The sequence below is a fragment of the Streptococcus suis genome (assembly GCF_046032115.1).
In the GTDB taxonomy this organism is placed as follows: domain Bacteria; phylum Bacillota; class Bacilli; order Lactobacillales; family Streptococcaceae; genus Streptococcus; species Streptococcus suis_AJ.
On record NZ_JARQOZ010000009.1, the window covers coordinates 1 to 22,672 of the forward strand.

Annotated in this window: 23 protein-coding genes and 1 pseudogene; 17 read left to right on the forward strand and 7 right to left on the reverse strand. The window is 40.5% G+C overall.

Annotated elements, in window-relative coordinates; translation table 11 throughout:
* Positions 1–793 precede the first annotated feature (793 nt).
* The 5 genes from cshA to P7J36_RS04290 all read left to right on the forward strand — a co-directional run bounded on the left by cshA (position 794) and on the right by P7J36_RS04290 (position 4,792).
* Positions 794–2,374: a degradosome RNA helicase CshA gene (cshA, locus tag P7J36_RS04270; protein ID WP_408551381.1), complete on the forward strand. Its 1,581-nt coding sequence runs from the start codon at positions 794–796 to the stop codon at positions 2,372–2,374.
* Between the two features lie 143 nt (positions 2,375–2,517).
* The gene (locus tag P7J36_RS04275; protein ID WP_099832587.1) at positions 2,518–2,796 is read left to right on the forward strand and encodes an autorepressor SdpR family transcription factor; all 279 of its coding nucleotides are present in this window, start codon (positions 2,518–2,520) and stop codon (positions 2,794–2,796) included.
* The gene (locus P7J36_RS04280) at positions 2,783–3,385 is read left to right on the forward strand and encodes a DUF1648 domain-containing protein (protein ID WP_408551380.1); all 603 of its coding nucleotides are present in this window, start codon (positions 2,783–2,785) and stop codon (positions 3,383–3,385) included. The genes P7J36_RS04275 and P7J36_RS04280 overlap by 14 nt, the downstream gene beginning before the upstream one ends.
* A gap of 111 nt (positions 3,386–3,496) precedes the next feature.
* The gene (locus P7J36_RS04285; RefSeq protein ID WP_408551379.1) at positions 3,497–3,907 is read left to right on the forward strand and encodes a GNAT family N-acetyltransferase; all 411 of its coding nucleotides are present in this window, start codon (positions 3,497–3,499) and stop codon (positions 3,905–3,907) included.
* A gap of 273 nt (positions 3,908–4,180) precedes the next feature.
* On the forward strand, positions 4,181–4,792 hold the full coding sequence (locus P7J36_RS04290) for an FMN-dependent NADH-azoreductase (RefSeq protein ID WP_408551378.1): 612 nt from the start codon (positions 4,181–4,183) through the stop codon (positions 4,790–4,792).
* A gap of 15 nt (positions 4,793–4,807) precedes the next feature.
* Here P7J36_RS04290 and P7J36_RS04295 read toward each other — a convergent pair whose 3' ends face one another.
* The 5 genes from P7J36_RS04295 to P7J36_RS04315 form a co-directional block, all read right to left on the reverse strand.
* A complete protein-coding gene (locus P7J36_RS04295; RefSeq protein ID WP_408551382.1) occupies positions 4,808–5,080 on the reverse strand; it encodes a GIY-YIG nuclease family protein in 273 nt (90 codons plus the stop codon).
* On the reverse strand, positions 5,070–5,819 hold the full coding sequence (locus P7J36_RS04300) for a tRNA1(Val) (adenine(37)-N6)-methyltransferase (RefSeq protein WP_408551377.1): 750 nt from the start codon (positions 5,817–5,819) through the stop codon (positions 5,070–5,072). Before P7J36_RS04300 ends, P7J36_RS04295 begins: the two co-directional genes overlap by 11 nt.
* A gap of 79 nt (positions 5,820–5,898) precedes the next feature.
* Positions 5,899–6,150: a hypothetical protein gene (locus P7J36_RS04305; RefSeq protein ID WP_408551376.1), complete on the reverse strand. Its 252-nt coding sequence runs from the start codon at positions 6,148–6,150 to the stop codon at positions 5,899–5,901.
* A gap of 9 nt (positions 6,151–6,159) precedes the next feature.
* Complete coding sequence (locus P7J36_RS04310; protein WP_408551375.1) at positions 6,160–6,414, reverse strand: hypothetical protein; 255 nt, start codon at positions 6,412–6,414, stop codon at positions 6,160–6,162.
* A 13-nt stretch (positions 6,415–6,427) separates the two neighbouring features.
* Entirely contained in the window at positions 6,428–6,694 is a 267-nt protein-coding gene (locus P7J36_RS04315; RefSeq protein WP_408551374.1) for a hypothetical protein, read from the reverse strand.
* 201 nt (positions 6,695–6,895) lie between these two features.
* Here P7J36_RS04315 and P7J36_RS04320 point away from each other — a divergent pair, with 201 nt between their 5' ends.
* Positions 6,896–7,987: a cystathionine gamma-synthase gene (locus tag P7J36_RS04320; protein ID WP_408551373.1), complete on the forward strand. Its 1,092-nt coding sequence runs from the start codon at positions 6,896–6,898 to the stop codon at positions 7,985–7,987.
* A 3-nt stretch (positions 7,988–7,990) separates the two neighbouring features.
* Complete coding sequence (locus P7J36_RS04325) at positions 7,991–9,154, forward strand: MalY/PatB family protein (RefSeq protein WP_408551372.1); 1,164 nt, start codon at positions 7,991–7,993, stop codon at positions 9,152–9,154.
* Between the two features lie 78 nt (positions 9,155–9,232).
* On the opposite strand, the gene P7J36_RS04330 is transcribed toward P7J36_RS04325, so the two are convergent.
* The gene (locus P7J36_RS04330; protein ID WP_408551371.1) at positions 9,233–10,066 is read right to left on the reverse strand and encodes an AraC family transcriptional regulator; all 834 of its coding nucleotides are present in this window, start codon (positions 10,064–10,066) and stop codon (positions 9,233–9,235) included.
* Positions 10,067–10,176: 110 nt separating this feature from the next.
* On the opposite strand from P7J36_RS04330, the gene P7J36_RS04335 reads away from it, so the two are divergent.
* Positions 10,177–12,345: an alpha-galactosidase gene (locus P7J36_RS04335; protein WP_408551370.1), complete on the forward strand. Its 2,169-nt coding sequence runs from the start codon at positions 10,177–10,179 to the stop codon at positions 12,343–12,345.
* A gap of 12 nt (positions 12,346–12,357) precedes the next feature.
* The gene (locus P7J36_RS04340; RefSeq protein ID WP_408551369.1) at positions 12,358–13,590 is read left to right on the forward strand and encodes an extracellular solute-binding protein; all 1,233 of its coding nucleotides are present in this window, start codon (positions 12,358–12,360) and stop codon (positions 13,588–13,590) included.
* A 60-nt stretch (positions 13,591–13,650) separates the two neighbouring features.
* Here the strand turns inward: P7J36_RS04340 and P7J36_RS04345 are convergent, their stop codons facing one another.
* Positions 13,651–14,667, reverse strand: a complete 1,017-nt coding sequence (locus tag P7J36_RS04345) for a LacI family DNA-binding transcriptional regulator (RefSeq protein WP_099831702.1) — start codon at positions 14,665–14,667, stop codon at positions 13,651–13,653.
* A gap of 250 nt (positions 14,668–14,917) precedes the next feature.
* Here P7J36_RS04345 and P7J36_RS04350 point away from each other — a divergent pair.
* The 8 genes and pseudogenes from P7J36_RS04350 to upp all read left to right on the forward strand — a co-directional run.
* Positions 14,918–15,361: pseudogene (locus P7J36_RS04350) on the forward strand (glycoside hydrolase family 32 protein); the annotation flags it as partial.
* 20 nt (positions 15,362–15,381) lie between these two features.
* Complete coding sequence (locus P7J36_RS04355; protein WP_257212898.1) at positions 15,382–15,576, forward strand: GH32 C-terminal domain-containing protein; 195 nt, start codon at positions 15,382–15,384, stop codon at positions 15,574–15,576.
* Positions 15,577–15,602: 26 nt separating this feature from the next.
* Positions 15,603–16,841: an extracellular solute-binding protein gene (locus P7J36_RS04360; RefSeq protein ID WP_044688399.1), complete on the forward strand. Its 1,239-nt coding sequence runs from the start codon at positions 15,603–15,605 to the stop codon at positions 16,839–16,841.
* A 147-nt stretch (positions 16,842–16,988) separates the two neighbouring features.
* A complete protein-coding gene (locus P7J36_RS04365; RefSeq protein WP_024401778.1) occupies positions 16,989–17,861 on the forward strand; it encodes a carbohydrate ABC transporter permease in 873 nt (290 codons plus the stop codon).
* Between the two features lie 10 nt (positions 17,862–17,871).
* The gene (locus P7J36_RS04370; RefSeq protein WP_408551368.1) at positions 17,872–18,702 is read left to right on the forward strand and encodes a carbohydrate ABC transporter permease; all 831 of its coding nucleotides are present in this window, start codon (positions 17,872–17,874) and stop codon (positions 18,700–18,702) included.
* 69 nt (positions 18,703–18,771) lie between these two features.
* A complete protein-coding gene (gtfA, locus tag P7J36_RS04375) occupies positions 18,772–20,220 on the forward strand; it encodes a sucrose phosphorylase (RefSeq protein ID WP_408551367.1) in 1,449 nt (482 codons plus the stop codon).
* A 71-nt stretch (positions 20,221–20,291) separates the two neighbouring features.
* Positions 20,292–21,908 (forward strand): glycoside hydrolase family 13 protein, encoded by a 1,617-nt coding sequence (locus tag P7J36_RS04380; RefSeq protein WP_408551366.1) that lies wholly within the window; start codon positions 20,292–20,294, stop codon positions 21,906–21,908.
* A gap of 82 nt (positions 21,909–21,990) precedes the next feature.
* Positions 21,991–22,620 (forward strand): uracil phosphoribosyltransferase, encoded by a 630-nt coding sequence (upp, locus tag P7J36_RS04385; RefSeq protein ID WP_002937309.1) that lies wholly within the window; start codon positions 21,991–21,993, stop codon positions 22,618–22,620.
* Positions 22,621–22,672: the final 52 nt, after the last annotated feature.

The following is a 22,672-nucleotide window of genomic DNA, read 5'->3' on the forward strand; positions in this document are numbered from 1 at the left end:
CTTGGATAAACTGGTGAAAAAAAGCGATTTTCACTAGGTGTTTTTAGTGTACCCTGTTTTCTAAAAAAACAACTAGATTTTTCTCAACTTTCTATTGACTTTTTACCACTAGACTTTATGTTAATCCTCAATCAGCGCTTGGATAACATAATATAATTAGTGAAATGGTTGGTAATATAATTATAGTAAAAAAACGTTGTTAGTTTCCATCGTGGTTTTTTGATATTGGGACACCAGCGATTAGCTGTGAGAAGTCATCACCTTAATTATATCATAGGGTAAAAATAAAAGCGAAGAGGATAGTCACTAGTCTTGAGAAAGACAGCATTTGTTTACGAAAGCTATTGTTTTGAGTTACCTTTACCTTTACCTTTACCTTTATTATTTATATGTCTGAATACAATACCGCATTGGTTGTTCAAACTATGATTCAAATAGTCTTAATTTCTCACTTTCTCACCTTCAAATATTTTTAAGTTTTTTATGAAAACGTATTATTGATAAATTTGAGGCAAAAGCCAACCTTTAGGCATAGAATGTGATATACTAGATAAGTTGCAAGTCTGATACTGGTTAGTTCGCTGCCAGTGGAAATAATTGTTACAAAAAAAGTTAGATAAGGTAGCTTCGCACTGCCTTGTAAAAGAAAGGAAATGCGTTAGGAAACTAGTTCGGGATGAGTATTCGAACCCGTGCTAAAAACTTCGTGAAAAAGATAGACTTCCTAGTGTGTGGTCACACTGCGTCAGTCTCCTATTTTCACCTTGTTTTCTTAACGCACTTGGTATCATAATTGAAATTTACAGATTTACAATTGTCAGAAGACATTTTGCTTGCCGTTGAGAAGGCAGGTTTTGAAACGCCGTCACCTATCCAGGAGCAGACCATTCCGCTTGCTTTGGAAGGAAAAGATGTGATTGGTCAAGCCCAGACGGGTACAGGGAAAACTGCAGCCTTTGGTCTGCCGACCCTCAATAAAATTGACACCAACAATCAAGCTGTACAAGCCTTGATTATTGCCCCAACACGTGAGTTGGCGGTGCAGAGTCAGGAAGAACTCTTCAAATTTGGTCGTGAAAAGGGTGTGAAAGTCCGCTCTGTTTACGGTGGATCAAGTATCGAAAAGCAAATCAAGGCCCTTCGCTCAGGTGCCCACATCGTTGTTGGTACGCCAGGGCGTCTCTTGGACTTGATTAAGCGAAAAGCCCTCAAGCTTGACGGTGTTGAAACCCTTATTCTTGACGAGGCAGATGAAATGCTCAACATGGGCTTCTTGGACGACATCGAAGCGATCATCGAGCGTGTGCCAGAAAGCCGTCAAACCCTTTTGTTTTCTGCGACTATGCCAGAGCCAATCAAGCGTATTGGTGTCAAGTTCATGAAAGAGCCTGAGCATGTTAAGATTGCGGCTAAGGAATTGACCAACGTCAACGTGGACCAATACTATATCCGTGTCAAAGAACATGAAAAATTTGATACCATGACACGCCTTATGGATGTTGACCAGCCTGAATTGTCTATCGTCTTCGGTCGTACTAAGCGCCGTGTTGATGAATTAACTCGTGGTTTGAAACTGCGTGGCTTCCGTGCAGAAGGTATCCACGGAGATTTGGACCAGAACAAACGCCTACGTGTCATCCGAGACTTTAAAAATGACCAGCTTGATGTCCTTGTTGCGACGGACGTTGCGGCTCGTGGATTGGATATTTCAGGTGTAACGCACGTCTATAACTACGATATTCCACAGGATCCAGAAAGCTACGTGCACCGTATCGGTCGTACAGGTCGTGCGGGTCAATCAGGTCAATCAATTACCTTTGTCTCGCCAAACGAGATGGGCTACTTGGCAATCATCGAAGATTTGACCAAGAAACGTATGAAAGGTCTCAAGCCAGCAACTGCTCAGGAAGCATTTGAAGCCAAGAAGAAAGTTGCCTTGAAGAAGATTGAGCGTGACTTCGCAGACGAGACTATTCGTGGAAACTTTGATAAGTTTAAGAAAGATGCAATCAAGTTGGCGACTGAATTTACGCCTGAAGAGCTTGCTCTCTACGTACTTAGTCTGACCGTACAAGATCCAGATAGCATGCCAGAAGTTGAAATCGCACGTGAAAAACCACTGCCATTCAAGTTTGCACCTGGTCAAGCCAAGGGTAAAGGTGGACGTGGTGGTCGCGACCGTGATCGTGGTGGCCGTCGTGACGGTGACCGCAACCGAGACCGTGGAGGACGCCGTGGTGATCGTAACGACCGCAACCGTCGTGATGACAAGTTCAAGCGTGACAACCGCCGTCAGGACAACAAAAAACCACACCAACGCACCTCAAGTGAAAAGAAAACAGGCTTTGTGATCCGCAATAAAGGGGAGAGATAAGCAGTGTTTGACAGGCCATAAAGAGTGGTCTGTTTTTTTGAGTTCTATTTAGAAAATAATCGAAATAGTTCTTGACAAACAATAAAAATAGAGTATAATTCTATTTAGAAATATTTCTAAATAGATGAACAAGGAGGCTTATTATGGGATTGTCTGAAACCTTAAAGGCAATTTCTGCTCCTATTCGTAGGCAAATTCTAGATAGTCTTAAGTCGGGGCCGAAGTCTGCTGGGGAAATTGTAGAACAATTTCATTTAACAGGAGCAACAGTTTCTCATCATTTATCCACTTTGAAAAAAGCTGGATTAATTTTGGAGGAAAAGCAGAAAAATTTTATTTATTATCGTCTAAACTATACGGTCTTTGAAGAAGTCTTGGTTTGGATTGCAAGTTTAGGAGGACATCAAGATGAAGAAAATTGACATAAAAACCTTATTAGCAACTTCGAGTATATTTCTACTGATTGCAGTATTGATGATTTGTTACTATAAAGCATTGCCAGATACCGTGGTATCTCATTTTGGGGTAAATGGTGAGCCAAATGGCTCTATGCCCAAGTATATGGTGACAATTTTGACACCGCTACTATTCTTTTGTGTTCACCTATTCATTTGTGTACTTTATGATGTGAAAGGGATAGGGAAAACACCAGTCATTCGAGTGGTCAAATGGCTTTTTCCGTTGCTGGCTCTCATCATTCAAGTTGCTTTGCTCAGGTTTAACTTGGGAGGAGAATTAGATTACCGGAGACTTGTTATTGGACTGCTAGCTATCGGTTATATGGTAATAGGGAATTATTTACCCAAGGAGGAATTGGGCAGCAAGACCAATGAAATAGAAAGAAGGGGAAGAAAGCAGGCAGGCTATCTCTTCATCATTGGTGGGCTATTGCTACTAGTTAGTCTGTTAGGCTCACCAACCCTATCTATCCTTGTACTGATTTTGTTTGGTATATCTGTCATAACCTTGAGTCTCTATTATTTTTATCGTCGTTACAAAACCGCTTCCTAATTGGAGCGGTTTTTGTTATACTAGAAGTAGCAAAATAGGAGGAAAGACCATGGGCGTTTTGACAATGGATAGAGCCTTTGTATTCTAAAAAATAATACAAAGGAGAACATCATGATTACTTACAAACAACATCCTCAACTTGATTTTCAAGCAGTCCTTGACCTCTATGCTTCAGTTGGTTGGACAAATTATACTGATCGGCCTGCCATGTTACAGAAGGCTTTGGAACATAGCCTGTTTGTTCTTGCGGCCTATGACGGTAACCGTCTAGTGGGTCTCTTGCGAGCAGTTGGTGACGGCCATTCAATCGTTTTTATTCAGGACATCTTGGTCCTGCCAACCTATCAGCGTCAGGGAATTGGGCGTCAGCTTTTGGAGCAGGCCATTATCCACTTTTCGGAAGTTTACCAGCTTCATCTCTTGACAGACAATACAGAGAAAACACGGTCTTTCTACGAAGCAATTGGTTTTACAGCCGTTGATAGCCTGGACTGTGTCGCATACACCTATTTAAAAAAATGATAACAGTTTTGAATGCAGAGGCTGGGAGACCAGCCTTTTGCTTCGAGCAAATGGGAGTGGGAAAGAACTCGATTAGTCTAAAAGAGAGTTCGTTTTCCCACCCCCGCACAGTTGATTAGGTCAGATTTGGAGTGTGAAACACGAACAAATCTGCCAATCAACCACTGCGCTGAGATGTTGACACGAACTCTGAGTAGTGGAGCTGGGCTTTTTGCCCAGCCTCAAAAAGAGTAGAATATATTTATCAATAATTAGTAACAAAGGAGATGGACAATGGCAACCGTATTAATTGTAAAGGCCCACCCCCTCGACGCACAAAAGTCCTACGCCTTGCGGGCTTGGGAAGAGTTTCAAACTCGGTACGCCAGTTTGCACCCAGAAGATCGGATTGAACTAGTCGATGTCTTTGAGGACCAGATTCCAGCTTTGGATAAGCCTTTGTTAGAATCTATGGGAGCAGCAAAAAAAGGTATAGAAATCAGTCCTGAACAAGCCGAGCGCTTGGACTGCTACAATGCCCTGACCCAACAATTTCTTGCAGCAGATAAGATTGTTGTCGTCAATCCTCTCTGGAATCTCAATGTGCCAAGTCAGTTGGTATCCTGGATTAACACTATTAACGTTGCAGGTCTGACCTTCAAGTATGGGTTGGAAGGCTCTATCGGTCTGGTCAAGGGCAAAAAATTGTTGCATATCCAGTCTAATGGTGGAGTTTACGCAGGTCAAGATCCTGCAGCCCAATACATCAAGTCTATCTTTGAGTTTCTTGGATTTGAAGACATTCATCAGGTCTTCATCGAAGGGCAATCGGCCGATCCAAACCAGGCTCAGGCTATTTTTGAAGAAGCTATGGGGAAAATTGATACAATTTTGGAAGTATTTTAAATAAAAAGCCTCGTACTATTTTGTACGAGGTTTTTTTGTCATTTCTGCAATATAATCTAACTTACTCTGCCTGCTCCGCTTTTTAAACAAAGCCTCGGCCGACATGGCTTCCTGCTTACTAGCAAAGGCTTCTTGATAGAGCAGACTGACAGGCAAGCGTGCGCGGGTGTACTTGGCCCCTTTCCCACGATTATGGGTAGCAAGCCGCTTGACCACATCAGTCGTATAACCAGTATAAAGACTCCCGTCGGCACATTCCAGCACATAAAAGTAGGCCTTAATTTCCATAATAAATCTCACGAATAGCCGGAGTATAGTCGCCGTTTTCCTCATGGACAACCAGAGGTGGCAGGATGTGCAGACCGTCCACCGAGCCGTCCTTGATAGCCTCAATCAGCAACATATTGGCCTCCTTGCTGGCCTTTGGATAGACAAACTGGATGCGTTTAGGAGCCAGCTTGTAGGTCCTCAGCGTGTCCAAAATATCTAAAAATCGGTCGGGCCTGTGGACCATGGCCAAGCGACCATTGGACTTGAGCACCTGTTGGGCCACCTGGCAAATGCTATCTAGGTTGGTAGCAATCTCATGTCTGGCTAGGAGATAATGCTCGCTCTCATTGAGATTTGAACCCTCGTCCACCTTGAAGTAGGGGGGATTGCAGAGCATCAAATCCACTTTGGACCGCAAATCATACTGGGGCAGGTTTGCCAAGTCGTCATTGATGACCGATACCTGTTCCTCCAGACCATTGAGGGCGATGGAGCGGCGATTCATGTCCGCCAACCGTTCCTGCAACTCGACCTGAATAATCTGAGCCTTGGTGCGTGTGGAGGCAAAGAGGCCCACTGCCCCATTTCCACTACAAAGATCGACAATCAACCCCTTCTGAGCAGGCATTTTTGGAAAACGCGACAGGAGGACACTGTCGATCGAGTAGCTAAAAACCTCCCGGTTTTGAATAATCTGAACATCTGTTGAGAAGAGCTGATCAACCCGCTCTCCGTCTAATAACTCAATTTTTTGCATGGTTTTATTATACCATCTTTAGCAGAAAATCTCAGTCCATTTTGGAAGAAAAAGGAGCGCATATCACGCTCCTTTCAATCTAACTAAAAAATTCAATCCAAGCCCCGACCAGCAAGAAAGCAATACAGAGATAGATTTGCCAATTTGCTTTTAAGGTCCATTCTTTAGACCAAAAGGCACTACGGGCAGTACCGACAGTCGCAAATAGCAAGAGTGCAAGCCAGAAGGTAGGTCCCTTATTTAGCCATTCTCCGATACTCCCCAGCAATAACAGTATCATGAGATAAAAATTCAAACTCCGATAAAATTCTTTATTAAATTCCTTAAACATATAAAATCCTCACAATACAAAGAAGGAAATGATTATCCAACTAGCAATCAATCCAATCGTCAGATAAATCTGCCATGTTTTTTTAATCCAGCTTCGTGGTTTAAAGAAGGCTAGATAGCCGACATAAAGTCCCAAGGCAAACTGGATAAAATCGAACACCCCAAAGATTCCCTTTGTAACTACGAAACTAAAGGTCACTAAACAAAGTAGGGAAAAGTAAAATTCCCAAGTTTGATAAAATGCTGTATTGAAGTTCTTAAACATAGTAGACTCCTTTCTACTTACCCAATACGAATTTAAGATAGATAATCAGCGCAATCATTACCAAATGAAAGATGTAGCCCATGCGAGTGAGCTCCTTTTCTTCCTTGAAGAAAAAGGTCCGAATAGCCTGGATAGTGAGGATAAGAATGGCCAATAGGGCATACCAAGTTGAATTTGGAGAACTGTCCTTAAAGAAACCGGGTAGTAAAAAACAAGTCCAGAAAACCAAGGAATAAAAGGCATTGTACCGATAGAAATGCTTGTTAAACTGAAATTTCATAAGTAATCACCTCTCTTTCTGTTATTATATCAACTTATTTGCAAGTTTTCAAATATTTATATGTAAACAAAAGCGGGTCTTGTTATAAATAAAAACTATAACAAAGCTTGCTGTTTTTCTATAAGGATTTTTTGAGCTTTTTCACACCAAATCTCCCATTTCATGCTAGACTAGTTAATAAGTTAGAATGGAGTAGATGTTATGACAGATTATAAGATTGATACGATTTTGGCGCATACGGGCATCAATAGCGATGAGAGAACAGGTGCCTTGATTTCCCCTATCCACCTTTCGACGACCTATCAACACCCTGAGTTTGGTCAATCGACAGGTTATGACTACACGAGAACAAAAAATCCGACACGTGCCAGTCTAGAGACGACTTTGGCAGCTATTGAAAAGGCCGACTATGCCCTAGCAACGAGCTCGGGAATGGCTGCTCTGGTCTTGCTCTTTAACGGTTTTCCTGTTGGAAGCAAGGTAGTTGCGGCGCGTGATCTCTACGGTGGCTCCTTCCGCTGGTTCAATGAGCAGGAGCAGTTGGGGCGCTTTAGCTTCACCTATGCCAACACTGAGGAGGAGCTCCTAGCTGCCATCACGGACCAGACAGATTATGTTTTCCTTGAAACACCGACCAATCCCCTCATGGTGGAGTTTGACATTGCTAAGGTTTCGGCTGTCGCCCATGCCAAAGGAGCCAAGGTGATTGTCGATAACACCTTTTACAGCCCTATCTACCAAAATCCCCTTCTACTTGGAGCCGATGTGGTCTTGCATTCAGCAACCAAGTATCTGTCAGGGCATAATGATGTATTGGCAGGCGTGCTCATGACCAATGACCAGACCCTCTATGACAAACTCTTCTATGACCAAAATACCACAGGTCCAACCCTTTCGCCCCTAGATGCCTACCTTCTCATGCGTGGACTGAAAACCCTCTCTCTGCGTATGGAACGGGCAACCCAAAATGCCCAGAAAATTGTTGCCTACTTGCAAGCTAGCCCAGCTGTCAAGCAGGTCTATTACACGGGTAAAGGGGGCATGATTTCTGTCAAGGTAGTGGATGAAGGCCGCATTCCTCACATTCTCAATACCTTAGAGGTCTTTACTTTTGCGGAAAGTTTGGGAGGAGTAGAAAGCTTGATTACCTACCCAGCCACTCAGACCCACGCAGATATTCCAGCTGAAACCCGCCATTCTTACGGGTTAACGGATGACTTGCTTCGTCTGTCTATCGGCATTGAGGATGCGGATGACTTGATTGCAGATTTAAAAACAGCCTTGGAGGGATAAGATATGACACGATATGATTTTATGACTAGACCCGATCGCTTAAGTCACCATTCAGAAAAGTGGAAGGCCAGTGAGCAGGATCCAGAACTCTTACAGCTTTGGATTGCGGATATGGATTTTGAAGCCCTGCCCGAAATTCGCTCAGCCATTCGCCAGTATGCAGACCAACATATCTTCGGCTATCCCTACGCTAGTAATTCTCTCTATCAATCCATTATTGATTGGGAAAAAGACCAACACGGATATGAAATCAGCAAAGAAAGTATTGTTCTAATTGAAGGAGTGGTGCCAGCCCTCTCGGTAGCTATCCAAGCTCTTACTGAGGAGGGAGATGCCGTTCTCATCAATACTCCTGTCTATCCTCCCTTTGCCCGTACGGTAAAATTGAACAATCGCCAATTGGTAACCAATTCCTTGCAGGTAGTGGACGGACAGTTCCAGATTGATTTTGAACAATTGGAGCGTGACCTTGTAGAGAAGGAAGTGAAACTCTACATTTTCTGCAATCCCCATAATCCAGGTGGTCGTGTTTGGTCCAAGGAGGAGATAGAAAAAATTGGTCAATTGTGCCGTAAACACAAGGTCTTGCTAGTTTCAGATGAGATCCATCAAGATCTGACCCTTTATGGAAACCAGCACCACAGTTTCAACACTGTGAGTCCAGATTTTAAGGATTTTTCACTTGTTTTATCGTCTGCAACAAAAACCTTCAACATTGCAGGTACGAAAAATAGCTTTGCTATTATTGAAAATCCACAATTGAGAAAGGCTTTTACGAGAAGACAGCTGGTCAATAACCAGCATGAAATTCCAGCTATTGGCTTGATTACGACTGAAACAGCCTTTCGATATGGTCGTCCATGGTTAGAGGAATTGAAGACAGTGCTTGAGAAAAACATTGATTATATAACGGACTACCTGACCCAACATACAAAGATTAAGGTGGTAAAGCCACAAGGAACCTATCTGGTCTGGCTTGATTTTTCTGCCTATGGGTTGGAGCATAATGAATTGCATCGCAAATTGAAAGAAGAAGCCAAAGTGGTTCTCAATGATGGCCAAACCTTCGGAAAGGAAGGTGTCCAACACGCTCGCCTCAATGCAGCAGCACCGTTTGAAACCATAAAAGAAGCCTGCCAACGAATTGTAGGAGTGTTTGGTAGATAATTAAAAAAGGATGTTCTGTTCCTTGTTCAGAATATCCTTTTTGCTTTTGGTGAACTTGAAATGTTTTGGTGTGTAGAATTAATGACTATGAAATTTCCGATAATCACTTGGACTCTGGTGATATTGATTTTTAAAGGCACTGCTAAACACCAAGGGGTCAAAATAGCCGACAGAATTTGCGATTTCAGTGATACTAAGTTCTGGAGTAGCCAGTAGTTGACATGCGTGGTTCATTTTAACTTGAACGATATAATCTTTGATAGAGTAGCCAGTTTCTTGCTTGAAAATTTTATACAAGTAACTACGACTTAGGGCTAATTGCTCCGCGATTTCAGATACTTTAATAGGACTGCTATATTGACTATGTATTATTTTTATTGCGTGATGTACATAATTTTTTGCAATGGTATTGGCATCTTTTAATGCATCATTCGGGAACTCTTCAACAAGTGCTGCGAGCAATTGATTCAAATGACCGATTAGAATTAGTTCCGTAGTCATTGGAAGAGATTGATTTTTTGTATGATTGATGTCAATCATCTTTTTTAATATAGGAGAATCGAGGTTTGAATGGAGATAATATTTTTCTAGAAGTCGAGTTTGAGTCAGGATGCTTTCAGCACGTGAGCCACTGAACCCCACCCAAGTGTAGGTCCAAGGCTCTATCCCATCAGCCTGGTAAAAAATAGATTGATTTTTTGGAAGTACAAAAATATCTCCAGCGGTTAGTTCAGTCGTATCACCATTGATTGTCATCTTGCCTTTGCCATTCGTAATAAAATGAAGTACATAGTTATTTCGGATTGTTGGTCCAAATGAGTAGTTCTTGTCACATTGTTCGGCACCATAATGGTCAACATTTAGGTCAAAATTATGGCTGTCAAGCTCATTATAGATATTCAGAATATTCATTTCCATCCTCCATAGGAAACATTATAACATGTTTATGATACAAAAGACTATTAATTAAAGCGTTTTCATTTTATAAAATAAAGTATGTAAAGGAGACAGGAGAGAAGAACATGATTCAATACTTAGAAGAAAATCGCTTGTTCCACCTACAAACTAGAGAGTTTTCATACATTATTCAAATTTTGGAAACGGGAGATTTAGTTCACAGATATTTTGGTAAAAAGGTTAAACATTTTAGTTCTGGAAATAAAATCACATATCTAGATCGTTCTTTTTCACCAAGTCCGATTTCTGGAAACAGGACATACTCTATGGATACCTTACAACAGGAATATTCTAGTAATGGTTTAGGTGATTTCCGCACAGCTGCAATTGACTTGCGAAATGAGTTTGGTGTGGCCTTGGATTTAAAATATAAGGCACACAGAATAAAGAAAGGCAAACAAGCACTTGAAGGATTACCTTCTAGTTTTGCTGATGAGGACGAGGTAGATAGTCTAGAGATTGAACTCTACGATCAGCTAACAGACATTACTGTTACGCTTCAGTACAGTGTGTTTGAGGACGCGAATTATCTTAGCCGTTCTACAACCATTCAAACAGGTCAATTTCCAACAAAAATCGAAAAGGCTTTGTCTTTTACACTTGATTTTCCACACAAAGATTTTGTTGTACATAGCCTAGCGGGCAGATATGGATTTGAAAAGGAGTGGACACAGACACCCTTAACCAAGGGGAAATTTTCCATTGGAAGTATTCGAGGAGCCTCAAGTCATTCAAAAACACCATTCATAGCACTCGCGGACCCTGCTGTAACCGAAGACAGTGGTCATATTTACGCTGCTCAATTAGTATATAGTGGAAATTTCACTGGATTTGTTGAAGTGACACCTTTAGAGACCTGTCGTTGGGGCATGGGATTAAACGATGAGCAATTTTGTTGGGAATTAGGGCAACATTCACGTTTCCAAACACCAGAAGTCCTCTTATCATTCACTGATAAAGGGTTGACTGGCATGACACAAGACAGTCATGAGTTCATCAAAAATCATATTGTAGCTTCGAAGTTTAGTCATCAAGAACGACCGATCCTCATTAATAACTGGGAAGGGACCTATTTCGATTTTACTGAAGATAAGATCGTAGAGATGGCGAAATCGGCAAGTCAAGTTGGAGTAGAACTTTTTGTACTAGATGATGGTTGGTTTGGAAAACGAAATCATGATGAATGTTCATTGGGTGATTGGAAAGTCAATTTGGATAAGTTGCCAAATGGTTTGACTGGCTTAGCAGAGCGAATAAACGGGCTTGGCATGAAATTCGGACTGTGGTTTGAACCAGAGATGATTTCTATTGATAGCGATCTTTATCGTGAGCATCCTGATTGGGCAATTCGCACAGAAGGACGCTTACCAATCTACAGCCGAGAACAATTAGTTTTGGATTTGACCAAGCAGGAAGTCTGTGACTACATCATTGATAGCGTCTCTTCCATATTAGAATCAGCCAATATTTCTTATGTAAAATGGGATATGAACCGTAATATCACCAATATTCCTGAAGGTTTAGCAAATGACCAGCGCTTTGAGTTCCACCATCGTTACATGCTAGGTCTCTACCGTGTATTAGACCACCTTACCAAGCGGTTCCCAGATATTCTTTTCGAATCCTGTGCTGGTGGCGGTGGTCGAAATGACCTCGGTTTGCTCTATTACATGCCACAGGCTTGGGCTAGTGATAATACAGATGCGATTGGTCGACTTTTTATCCAAGAAGGTACGAGTTTGATTTTACCTGCTTCTTCTATGGGAGCCCATGTGTCTGCAGTTCCTAACCACCAAGTTGGTCGAATCACTCCGCTTGCAACACGTGGTAATGTGGCAATGATGGGGGGAGCATTTGGTTATGAACTAGATTTGACCAAACTAAACTCAGATGAGTTAGATGAAATCCGTCAGCAAGTTCAAACCTTCAAATCCATTCGCTCAACAGTTCAGGAAGGCTTGCTCTATCGCTTGAAAAAAACAAGCAATACCTGGGCTGCCAATTATGTCAATAAAGATAAAAGTCAAGCGGTATTCACCTTTGTTAAGATACTGGCTCAATCAGAAGCTCCGCTTTTACAAGTTCAATTAAAAGGACTTGATTCAGATGCCTTGTATGAATGCCCACAATTAGGAGAGACATTCTACGGGGATGAATTGATGAACATTGGGCTTACTATGCCACATGTTCAAAAAGATTATTTTAGTGTACAATATATTTTTAACAAAATCTAGGAGGATTTTATAATGAAAATGAAAACATTTTTAAAATGTGCGTCCGTCTGTGCTTTTGCCAGCTTCTTGGTTGCTTGTGGGAATGCAAGTAGTAGCGATAAGGTAGAAATTGAATATTTCTCACAAAAACCTGAAATGCAAGCAACTCTTCAAGAAATAATTGATGATTTTGAAAAAGAAAATCCTACGATTGATGTTAAATTTTCAAATGTACCAGATGCAGGAACTGTTCTGAAAACCCGAATGGCCAATAATGAAGCACCAGATGTCATCAACATTTATCCACAAAATGCGGACTTCAAAGCATATGCAGCGGATGGACGTTTCCTAGAAATTGGTGATGATGCAGGATTAAACCATTTGAAAGATGGTGCTGTAACACCATATCTTGTTAACGAAAAAAATTACACCCTTCCTTTGACAGCGAATGCTTATGGTATTTACTATAATAAAGATAAGTTCAAAGAGTTGGGTCTCGAAGTTCCTACTACCTATGCAGAATTTGTGGCTTTGGTAGACAAAATCAAGGCTGATGGCAGTGCAGCACCGTTTGCTCTTTCATTGAACGATACTTGGTCATTGAATGGCTACCATCAGTTAGCCTGGGTAACTGTTGCAGGTGGTTTTGATGGGGCAGAAGATATTCTGATTCGCAGTGCAAAGGGAGCGATTCAAGATGATGCTACGACAAAAGCAGTTCTAGAACGCCTGCAACTGTTGACAGATAACGGACAAAAAGGTGCAACTGGAGCCCTCTATGCAGATGCAGTGGCAGCTTTTGCGGCAGGAGATGCACTCATGCTCCCACAAGGGACATGGGCAGCTACAGCTGTTAACCAACAAGAACCAGAATTTGAATATGGTATGTTTACCTTCCCTGGTGATAAAGAAGGTGGCGACTATACCATCGGTGCAGCTGACCTTGCTCTATCTATTTCTGCAGATACAGAGCACCCAGAAGAGTCTAAAAAATTCCTAGAATACCTCTCTCGTCCAGAAGTTATCCAGAAATACTATGATGTAGATGGCTCACCAACTTCTGTAGAAGGCGTAGAAACAGAAGGCAAGTTTGAAGAAACTGCTGGAGTTACACAATATGCCTTCACTGACAAACACGTAGTTTGGTTGCAATCTGAATGGGAATCAGAAGAAGAGTTCTGGAATATCACAGTTGAAGCAGTGAAAAATCCTAACTCAGCAGAATTAGTGAAAAAACTGAACGCATTCTTTGATCCAATGAAGTAATGAACAATAAAAAAAGGTTACCTAGTAACGATATTTTCGTTCTACTAGGTAGCCATTATTTTAAAATGTTGTGGAGCGCTTAATCAATTTCGGAGCAATCTCGCGATGTTGGATAGGCGAAATAATTTCTTTCTTTCGTTCTTCTATTTGCTGGCTCAAAACTTCTAAAGCTGTGTGAGAAATAGCCTTTAAATCTTGTCTGATAGTTGTCAATGGAATAATTGTTTCCGATGCAATCGGAGAATCATCAAATCCTACAATACGATAATCCTCAGGGAAATGACCATATTTTTGGAATAGGATATTGACAAAGATAGAGGCATAGGTATCGTTAGCAAAGAAAATTCCTTTGCGCTTACCTTGATAGTTAGCCTCAATCGTCTCAAAATGGTGCTGTAATTCAGTTTGAATCTGATGGTAAGAACTACCGAGGTCAGTTGCAAAGATTCTGTATTCTACATCACTGTCCTGACACATTGTTTCGAAACCTTTGACTCGATTATAGGCAGGTATATCTTCTTTCAATTTTCCATTAATATGGATAAGTATATCACAGTTATTCTTGATTAAAGAACCTGTAGCTTGAATGGCTCCGAGATAGTTGTCGGTTTCAATGCTAGAAATATATTGTGATTCGCGCTCAATTGAAACTACAGGAACATTGTAACTGGCTAATTCTTCAGAAGTAATGGTATGACTTAAAACAATCAATCCTTCGATATTATAAGCCAATAATTCTTGGATATACTCTCGTTCGGTCTCAATATTGTCATCACCGATGAAAACTAAGAATTTGTAATTATTTTTTTTATAGGTAGCTAATATTTCTTCTAAAATGGCCGCATAAAAGTGGAGAAATAGATTTGGTATGATAATACCGATGAACTCCGTTTTACCTTTGGCTAATACTTTTGCAAGTTTATTTTCTTGGTAACCCAGTTCAATTAATGCTCTTTCAATCTTTTGTTTGCTGGCATCTGTTAATGAATCGGGATTATTAAAATATCGTGATATGGTTGTCTTTGAAAAATTTGTATGTTTTGCAATATCCGCAAATGTAACCTTTTGTTGCTTCATTTGAAAACCCTTTCTTGTTTTCAGTATTATATAGTGAAAATCGCTATGTGTCAATCTTTTTTCAATTTAGAAAAATATTTTTGAAAACGCTTGACAATCAAAAACTAAAAGGGTAGAATACGATTAAGTAACCGGTTACATTACAAATAACATCCGGAGGTGAAGGATACAAAACTTGAAAAAGGCTAGAGATTATGTTTTCCAGCATCATGTTGCTTCGGATACAAGGCCATGATTTCATGTTAGCCCACCTGTTGGTTGGCTAAATGATTCGAATGGACTTTCAGAATTTCAGGGTAAAGTCCATCTATTTTATCAGTATCATCCTTATGATATCAAGTGGGGGCCCATGCACTAGGGACACCAAGTGACGGAAGACATGGTAGTTTGGAAAGATTTGCCCGTGGCTCTAGCACCCGACCAATGGTATGACCAGGAAGGATGCTTTTCAGGAAGTGCAGTGGAGCACGAGGGTAAACACTATCTAATTTATACAGAGGTTCGAAAACAAGAAAACAGTAGTGGGCAGATTGAAGTTGTTCAAGACCAATGTTTAGCCGTTGGAGATGGAGTTGATTATAAAAAAGTTAATACGAATCCAGTATTGACAGGAAATATACTCCCTGACGGTTTTAGTAGAGAACATTTTCGTGATCCAAAGAAGTTGATCGAACCTATTCTGGGCTTAGATTAGATCAGAATTGTTTCAGAAAAATAGCAGTAGACCTCCAAGATTCAATCACCTGTCGCTTTATTTTGGATAGTCATTCCATTGAATTGTTTATCAATGGAGGGAAGCAAGTGTTCAGTATGGAAATTGAAACACCACTTGAAGCAGATGGCATTCGTTTCCAGAGTCAAGGATTAGTTACATTAGCAGTTGAAAAATATGATATTATTACTAAATGACCTAGGTATAAAAAGGGAGAAAGAAAATGAAATTTACAACATTCGTTAAAAGTGCATCTGTGATTGCTTTTGCTAGTTTGCTAGCAGCATGTGGGAATGGCTCGGCGGGGTCTAGCGATAAAGTCGAGCTAGAATATTTCTCGCAAAAACCAGAAATGCAAGCGACCTTGCAAGAAATCATTACTGATTTTGAAAAGGCCAATCCTGACATTAGTATTAAATTTTCCAGTGTGCCAGATGCAGAAACCATCTTGAAAACTCGTATGGCCAACAATGAAGATCCAGATATTATCAATGTCTATCCGGTTGCGGCAGATTTTGATGCTTGGGCAAAAGATGGTCGTTTTCTAGAACTCGGAGAGGATGCTGGAGTTGGCAATTTGAAAGAGGGAGCAGCAGAATTCTATGCTGTTGATAATAAAATTTATTCTCTCCCATTGAACACCAATGTCTATGGCATCTATTATAACAAGGCTAAATTTAAAGAATTAGGCCTAGAAGTGCCAAAAACAACTGCTGAATTCGAAAAATTAGTAGCGACGATTAAAGACAAGGGTGAAACACCATTTGCGCTGTCTTTGGCTGATTCTTGGTCACTAAATGGATTCCATCAGTTGGCATGGGTGAGCGCGGCAGGAGGTTATGACCAAGCTCAAGATATCCTAGTTCGGAGTGGCAAAGGTAGTATCACAGCTGACAATCCAGCAACGCAAGCAGTTGTTAAATCCTTCGAATTATTACATGACAACGGTCAATCAGGATTTTCAGGAGCTAAGTATGCCGATGCTGTCGCAGCATTTGCAGATGGCAAAGCTCTCATGATGCCACAAGGTAGCTGGGCTGCTGCAGTCATCAATCAACAGAATGCTGATTTGGATTACGGTATCTTTGCCTTCCCTGGAGAAAAAGAAGGGGATGATGTGACTATCGGTGGTGCCGACTTAGCTTTGTCAATCAGTGCCAAGACGGAACACCCAGAAGAAGCTAAAAAGTTCCTCGCTTATATGTCTAGCAAAGAAGTCATGCAAAAATATTATGATGTAGACGGTTCGCCAACTTCTGTCGAGGGAGTTGAAACAGAAGGGAAGTTCCCAGAAATTGAAGGAGTTGCCCAATATGCCTTTACTGATAAGCAAATTGCATGGTTGCATAAAGAATGGACATCGCAAAATGATTTCTGGACCATCGCTGTAGAAACAATCAAAGATCCAAAGGCAGATAAGCTTGCGAACGAATTGAATGCTTTCTTTGACCCAATGAAGTAAGTAATACATAACAACTATAAATGATGTAAGTGGGGATTTCTCTTCTTACCCTTATAGTTGTTCCAATTCAGCTTTATCTCGAAGCCCCCTAAATTCAGATGGAGCTGAGTTGCAACAACTATAACAAACGCTAAAAGGAGTATCATGATGAATCAAAAAGGTTTTATTGCCAAATATTGGCCTTATCTATTTGTTGCCATACCAATTGGCCTACAGTTAATCTTTTTCTTCTATCCCCTATTTACAGGGATCTATTATAGCTTGACGGATTGGAATGGATTGACATCAGATTTTAGTTTGATAGGTATTCAAAACTATCTAGATATCTTGAAGAATCCCGATTTTTATACGTCTATGACTTTTACCATTATCTTCACCATTGGTTTAGTCATTGGTGAAATTGTCATCGGTATTTGGTTGGCTAGTCTCCTCAATCGTAAGATTAAAGCAGTTGGTTTCTTTAGAACCTGGTATTTCTTCCCAGCAGTACTATCCACAGTCACTTTAGGCTTGATTTTTGTCCAATTGTTCAACTATGGTTTTACACAGATTGGAGAAATCCTTCATATCGATTGGTTGATGGAAAACTTATTGGTACAAGAAAATACTGTTATTCCAGCTGTACTTTTTGTGGCTCTCTGGCAAGGATTGGCTATGCCAGTCATCATCTTCCTGTCTGGCTTACAAAGTATTCCAGAAGATGTGAAGGAAGCAGCAGCTATTGATGGTGCAACACGCTCTCAACAATTCTTCAACATTGAGCTTCCATTCTTATTACCATCTATCAGTATGGTTTTCATCTTGGCAATGAAGTCAGGTTTGACAGCATTTGACCTTATCTTTGCACTGACAAGTGGTGGCCCAGACGGCAAAACAGAATCCTTGGGTTTACTCGTTTACAACTATGCCTTTGTAGACAATAAATTCTCTTATGCCAATGCTTTGGCTGTAGTACTCTTCATCTTCATTATTGTCATCTCATTAATTCAGATGAGAATTTCGAAGAAATTTGAAATCTAGGAGGACAGACATGAATACTCAAAAACAGAAAAATTGGTGGGTCTATCTCGTGCTCTTCAGCGGTATTCTCTTCATGTTTATTCCGCTACTCGTGACCATTATCAGCTCATTCAAACCAACCAAGGAAATCACGAGCAACTTCTTTGGTCTTCCTGAAAATTTCACCTTAAATAACTACGAACGCTTGTTTAATGATGGAATTGTACAATATTTTGGCAATTCTGCCTTGATTACGATTGTAGCAGTTGGCTTGATATTACTTGTTATTCCAATGGCAGCTTTCGCCGTAGCTCGTCAAATGAAACGCCAGACAGTATTTAACTTTATCTACTTTTTCTTGATTATTGGGATTTTCGTACCTTTTCAGGTTATTATGCTCCCAATGACCAAATTAATGTCAAGCCTTGGTTTGAACAATATTGTGGGTTTGATTATTCTATATTTGACCTATGCAGTTCCTCAGGCCCTCTTCCTCTATGTCGGCTATATCAAGACCATTGTTCCTGAAGAAATGGATGAGGCGGCAGCTATTGATGGCTGTGATAAATTTAGTATGTACTGGAAAATCATTTTCCCGCTCATGAAACCCATGCATGCAACCGTTTTGATTATCAATGCCCTCTGGGTCTGGAACGATTTCCTCTTGCCTTTGCTAGTATTGAATCGTGATCAAAGCATGTGGACTTTACCTCTTTTCCAATACAATTACCAAGGTATGTATTTTAGTGACTATGGCCCATCATTTGCATCCTATGTTGTGGGGATTATCCCAATATTATTGGTATACCTTGTCTTCCAGAAACATATTATTTCAGGTATGACAAGTGGTTCTGTCAAATAATTACAAAGGTTGACTTGTTCAACCTTTTCTAAAAAATAAAAAAGAAAAGGCTTACAAAGGAGAATATCTATGAAAATTAAAAACCAAGCTATGTTGATTACTTACTCAGACAGTTTGGGTAAGAATCTCAAGGATTTGAAAAAAGTTCTTGAGGGACCATTAAAGGATGTTGTGGGAGGTATCCATATACTGCCGTTTTTCCCATCATCAGGTGACCGTGGGTTTGCGCCAATGGATTATACAAAGGTAGACCCTGCATTTGGAGACTGGTCAGATATTGAAGCATTGAGTAAGGACTATTATCTGATGTTCGATTTTATGATCAATCATATTTCAGCCAAGTCACCGTATTTCCTTGATTTTCTTGAAAAGAAAGATGAATCAGCTTATGCGGATTTGTTCATTCGCTATAAAAACTTTTGGCCAAATGGTGAGCCAACGCAAGAAGATGTTGATTTGATCTATAAGCGTAAACCTCGTGCTCCATATCGAATTGCAACATTTGCTGATGGTAGCGAGGAGAAGGTATGGTGTACCTTTGATGAGCAGCAGATTGACCTCGATGTGACAACGGAAACAACTCGTCGCTTTATTCAGGAAAATCTGGAACAGCTAGCGGACCACGGAGCTTCCATTATTCGCTTGGATGCCTTTGCTTATGCCAATAAAAAAATCGGAACCAATTGTTTCTTTGTGGAGCCTGATATTTGGGAAATGCTCCATTTTCCACGTCAGTTATTGGCACCAAAAGGAGTGGAAATCTTACCAGAAATCCATGAACATTACACCATTCAGCAAAAAATCGCTGAGCAAGACTACTATGTCTATGACTTTGCCCTTCCGATGCTGGTTCTTCATGCTCTTTATTCAGGCAATGTCAACCGCCTTGTTCACTGGATGGAGATTTGCCCTCGCAAGCAATTTACAACCCTAGATACACATGATGGAATCGGTGTTGTGGATGTTAAGGATTTGCTGACGGATGAGGAGACAGAGGAAACGCGTGAAGCCTTGTATGCACAAGGTGCCAATGTGAAGAAAATTTATAGTACTGAAGCCTACAATAATTTGGATATTTATCAGATTAACTGTACTTACTATTCTGCCCTTGGCAATAACGATCAAGCTTACCTATTAGCGCGTGTTCTCCAATGCTTTGCACCAGGTATTCCACAGATATACTATGTTGGTTTACTTGCAGGTGAAAATGATATTGAACTTTTAGAATCAAGTAAAGAAGGCCGCAATATCAATCGCCATTACTATGATTTAGAAGAAATTGAGCAGGAAGTACAACGGCCAGTTGTACAGTCCTTATTCAAACTCCTTAAATTCCGCAATACAAGTCCAGCTTTCGACGGAGAGTTCTCTGTTAAGATGCTGGATGAATCAAGTATGGAAATATTCTGGAATCATCAAGATGCAGGGGTATCCGCCCGCTTAACAGCAAACCTAAAAGAAAAAACCTTTGAAATTGTTGAAATAGAAGAAGGAAAAGTCACTTCAATCGAATTGTAATTTAATTATTTAGAAAAAGGGGGATCCCCTTTTTCTTGCGTAAATAAGATTGTACAGAAAGGATTAATCAAATGTTAGAAATACAAAAGACAGATTGGTGGAAGAAGTCTGTTATTTACCAAATTTACCCTCGTAGTTTTCAAGATTCAAATGGAGATGGAATTGGAGATATTCGAGGGATTATCAGCAGATTAGATTATCTTCACGAGCTTGGAATTGATGCTATTTGGCTCAGTCCTGTTTATCAGTCCCCCATGGATGACAATGGTTACGACATCAGTGATTACCAAGGAATTGCTCCAGAATTTGGGACCATGGAAGATATGGAAGAGCTGATTGCAGAAGGCCATAAGCGTAATATTAAAATAATCATGGATTTGGTGCTCAATCATACCTCGGATGAACATTTCTGGTTTCAAGAAGCCCTCAATGGACCAGATAATCCCTATTATGACTATTATGTTTGGGCTGATGAGCCGAATGAATTACGCTCGACCTTTTCAGGCTCTGCTTGGGAATACGTTCCTCATCTGAACAAATACTACCTCCACCAATTCTCTGTTAAGCAACCGGATTTGAACTGGAAAAATCCTGCTCTGAAACAAGAAATCTGGGATATGATCAATTTTTGGATTGAAAAAGGTGTCGGTGGTTTCAGGCTAGATGTGATTGATTTGATTGGAAAAGAACCGGAAAAATTAATTACAGCCGATGGACCGACTCTCCATCCTCTTATTCAGGAATTAAATGAGAAAACCTTTGGTGCATACGACTTAGTGACTGTTGGGGAAACCTGGAGTGCCAATCCAGAAAATGCTCAGTTGTATTCTCATCCTGACCGAAAAGAATTTTCGATGATTTTCCAATTTGAACATGTCGGACTGGATCAGCAGGAAGGGAAAGAGAAGTGGGATTTGGCACCGCTTGATCCAGCACGTTTGCATAAGGTTCTATCCAAATGGCAGACTGAACTGGTTGGTAAAGGCTGGAACTCACTTTTCTGGAATAACCACGATTTACCTCGTGCCATTTCTCGCTTTGGTGATGATCGACCTGCATTTCGTGAACTAAGTGGTAAAATGTTGGCTATTTATCTTCATTTTATGTCAGGGACCCCTTATATCTACCAAGGTGAGGAAATTGGTATGATTAATACACCGATTACGGATATTAGCCAAGCGGACGATATTGAAACACGTCGCATGTATGCGGAGCGGATTGAAAATGGCTTCACCAAGGAGGAATTGATTACTTCTATAAATGCCAAAGGTCGTGATAATGCTCGCCGTCCAATGCAATGGACAGGAGCAGAAGGAGCGGGCTTCAGTACAGGTCAAGCCTGGCTGGCTTTGGGAGATACTGTCAAAGACATCAACGTTGAAAAAGCACTTGCAGACAAACAATCGCTTTTCTATACCTATCAAAAATTAATCGCTCTTCGGAAAGAGTATCCCTGTATGTCTGAAGGAAAATATGAAGTGATTGAGACAGGGAACAACTTAGTAATGGCCTACCGTAAATATGATGAACAGGATGATTTCATTATTTTAGTCAATTTCACAAGTGAAGAGCAAGTCTTCGATGTATCGAGCGAGGGATACTTCCTGTTTATGCATAATTACGAAAATGGTGTCAATTTGGATGAGAATGTTCTGAGACCTTTCGAGGCGATAGTTTTTAAAAAATAAGTTACTCAGTTTTTCTTTTCCCATGCTTTTTTCATGAATTTTTGGTAAAATAGAAAAAACAAAAAAGAGAGGTTTTATCATCATGGGTAAATTCCAAGTCATTTCACACCCACTCATTCAGCATAAGTTGTCTATCCTTCGTCGTACATCTACTTCAACAAAGGATTTTCGTGAGTTGGTTAATGAAATCGCGATGCTAATGGGTTACGAAGTTTTGCGTGACTTGCCATTGGAAGATGTGGAGATTGAAACACCAATTACGAAAACAGTTCAAAAGCAAATTGCCGGTAAAAAATTGGCCATTGTACCAATCCTTCGCGCAGGTGTTGGTATGGTTGACGGCTTGCTTAGCCTTGTACCAGCGGCAAAGGTTGGGCACATCGGTATGTATCGTGATGAAGAAACCCTTCAACCAGTTGAGTACCTTGTAAAATTACCAGAAGATATTGACCAACGCCATATTTTTGTAGTTGACCCAATGCTTGCGACAGGTGGTTCAGCTATTCTTGCAGTGGATTCATTGAAAAAACGTGGTGCTTCAAATATCAAATTTGTTGCTCTTGTTTCAGCTCCAGAAGGTGTAAAAGCTCTTCAAGAAGCACATCCAGATATTGATATCTACACAGCAGCCTTAGATGAAAAACTTAATGAAAAAGGCTACATTGTTCCAGGTCTTGGTGATGCTGGTGACCGCTTGTTCGGTACAAAATAATTGATAGAAAGGAATCAGCTTGCTGGTTTCTTTTTCATTATGTGACTTTTAG

What these genes read in the sequence shown, in the direction of transcription:
- P7J36_RS04275 (WP_099832587.1), top strand. Translation starts at nt 2,518, where the DNA reads ATGGGATTGTCTGAAACCTTAAAGGCAATTTCTGCTCCTATTCGTAGG.
- P7J36_RS04280 (WP_408551380.1), top strand. Translation starts at nt 2,783, where the DNA reads ATGAAGAAAATTGACATAAAAACCTTATTAGCAACTTCGAGTATATTT.
- P7J36_RS04285 (WP_408551379.1), top strand. Translation starts at nt 3,497, where the DNA reads ATGATTACTTACAAACAACATCCTCAACTTGATTTTCAAGCAGTCCTT.
- P7J36_RS04290 (WP_408551378.1), top strand. Translation starts at nt 4,181, where the DNA reads ATGGCAACCGTATTAATTGTAAAGGCCCACCCCCTCGACGCACAAAAG.
- P7J36_RS04295 (WP_408551382.1), bottom strand. Translation starts at nt 5,080, where the DNA reads ATGGAAATTAAGGCCTACTTTTATGTGCTGGAATGTGCCGACGGGAGT.
- P7J36_RS04300 (WP_408551377.1), bottom strand. Translation starts at nt 5,819, where the DNA reads ATGCAAAAAATTGAGTTATTAGACGGAGAGCGGGTTGATCAGCTCTTC.
- P7J36_RS04305 (WP_408551376.1), bottom strand. Translation starts at nt 6,150, where the DNA reads ATGTTTAAGGAATTTAATAAAGAATTTTATCGGAGTTTGAATTTTTAT.
- P7J36_RS04310 (WP_408551375.1), bottom strand. Translation starts at nt 6,414, where the DNA reads ATGTTTAAGAACTTCAATACAGCATTTTATCAAACTTGGGAATTTTAC.
- P7J36_RS04315 (WP_408551374.1), bottom strand. Translation starts at nt 6,694, where the DNA reads ATGAAATTTCAGTTTAACAAGCATTTCTATCGGTACAATGCCTTTTAT.
- P7J36_RS04320 (WP_408551373.1), top strand. Translation starts at nt 6,896, where the DNA reads ATGACAGATTATAAGATTGATACGATTTTGGCGCATACGGGCATCAAT.
- P7J36_RS04325 (WP_408551372.1), top strand. Translation starts at nt 7,991, where the DNA reads ATGACACGATATGATTTTATGACTAGACCCGATCGCTTAAGTCACCAT.
- P7J36_RS04330 (WP_408551371.1), bottom strand. Translation starts at nt 10,066, where the DNA reads ATGAATATTCTGAATATCTATAATGAGCTTGACAGCCATAATTTTGAC.
- P7J36_RS04335 (WP_408551370.1), top strand. Translation starts at nt 10,177, where the DNA reads ATGATTCAATACTTAGAAGAAAATCGCTTGTTCCACCTACAAACTAGA.
- P7J36_RS04340 (WP_408551369.1), top strand. Translation starts at nt 12,358, where the DNA reads ATGAAAATGAAAACATTTTTAAAATGTGCGTCCGTCTGTGCTTTTGCC.
- P7J36_RS04345 (WP_099831702.1), bottom strand. Translation starts at nt 14,667, where the DNA reads ATGAAGCAACAAAAGGTTACATTTGCGGATATTGCAAAACATACAAAT.
- P7J36_RS04360 (WP_044688399.1), top strand. Translation starts at nt 15,603, where the DNA reads ATGAAATTTACAACATTCGTTAAAAGTGCATCTGTGATTGCTTTTGCT.
- P7J36_RS04365 (WP_024401778.1), top strand. Translation starts at nt 16,989, where the DNA reads ATGAATCAAAAAGGTTTTATTGCCAAATATTGGCCTTATCTATTTGTT.
- P7J36_RS04370 (WP_408551368.1), top strand. Translation starts at nt 17,872, where the DNA reads ATGAATACTCAAAAACAGAAAAATTGGTGGGTCTATCTCGTGCTCTTC.
- gtfA (WP_408551367.1), top strand. Translation starts at nt 18,772, where the DNA reads ATGAAAATTAAAAACCAAGCTATGTTGATTACTTACTCAGACAGTTTG.
- P7J36_RS04380 (WP_408551366.1), top strand. Translation starts at nt 20,292, where the DNA reads ATGTTAGAAATACAAAAGACAGATTGGTGGAAGAAGTCTGTTATTTAC.
- upp (WP_002937309.1), top strand. Translation starts at nt 21,991, where the DNA reads ATGGGTAAATTCCAAGTCATTTCACACCCACTCATTCAGCATAAGTTG.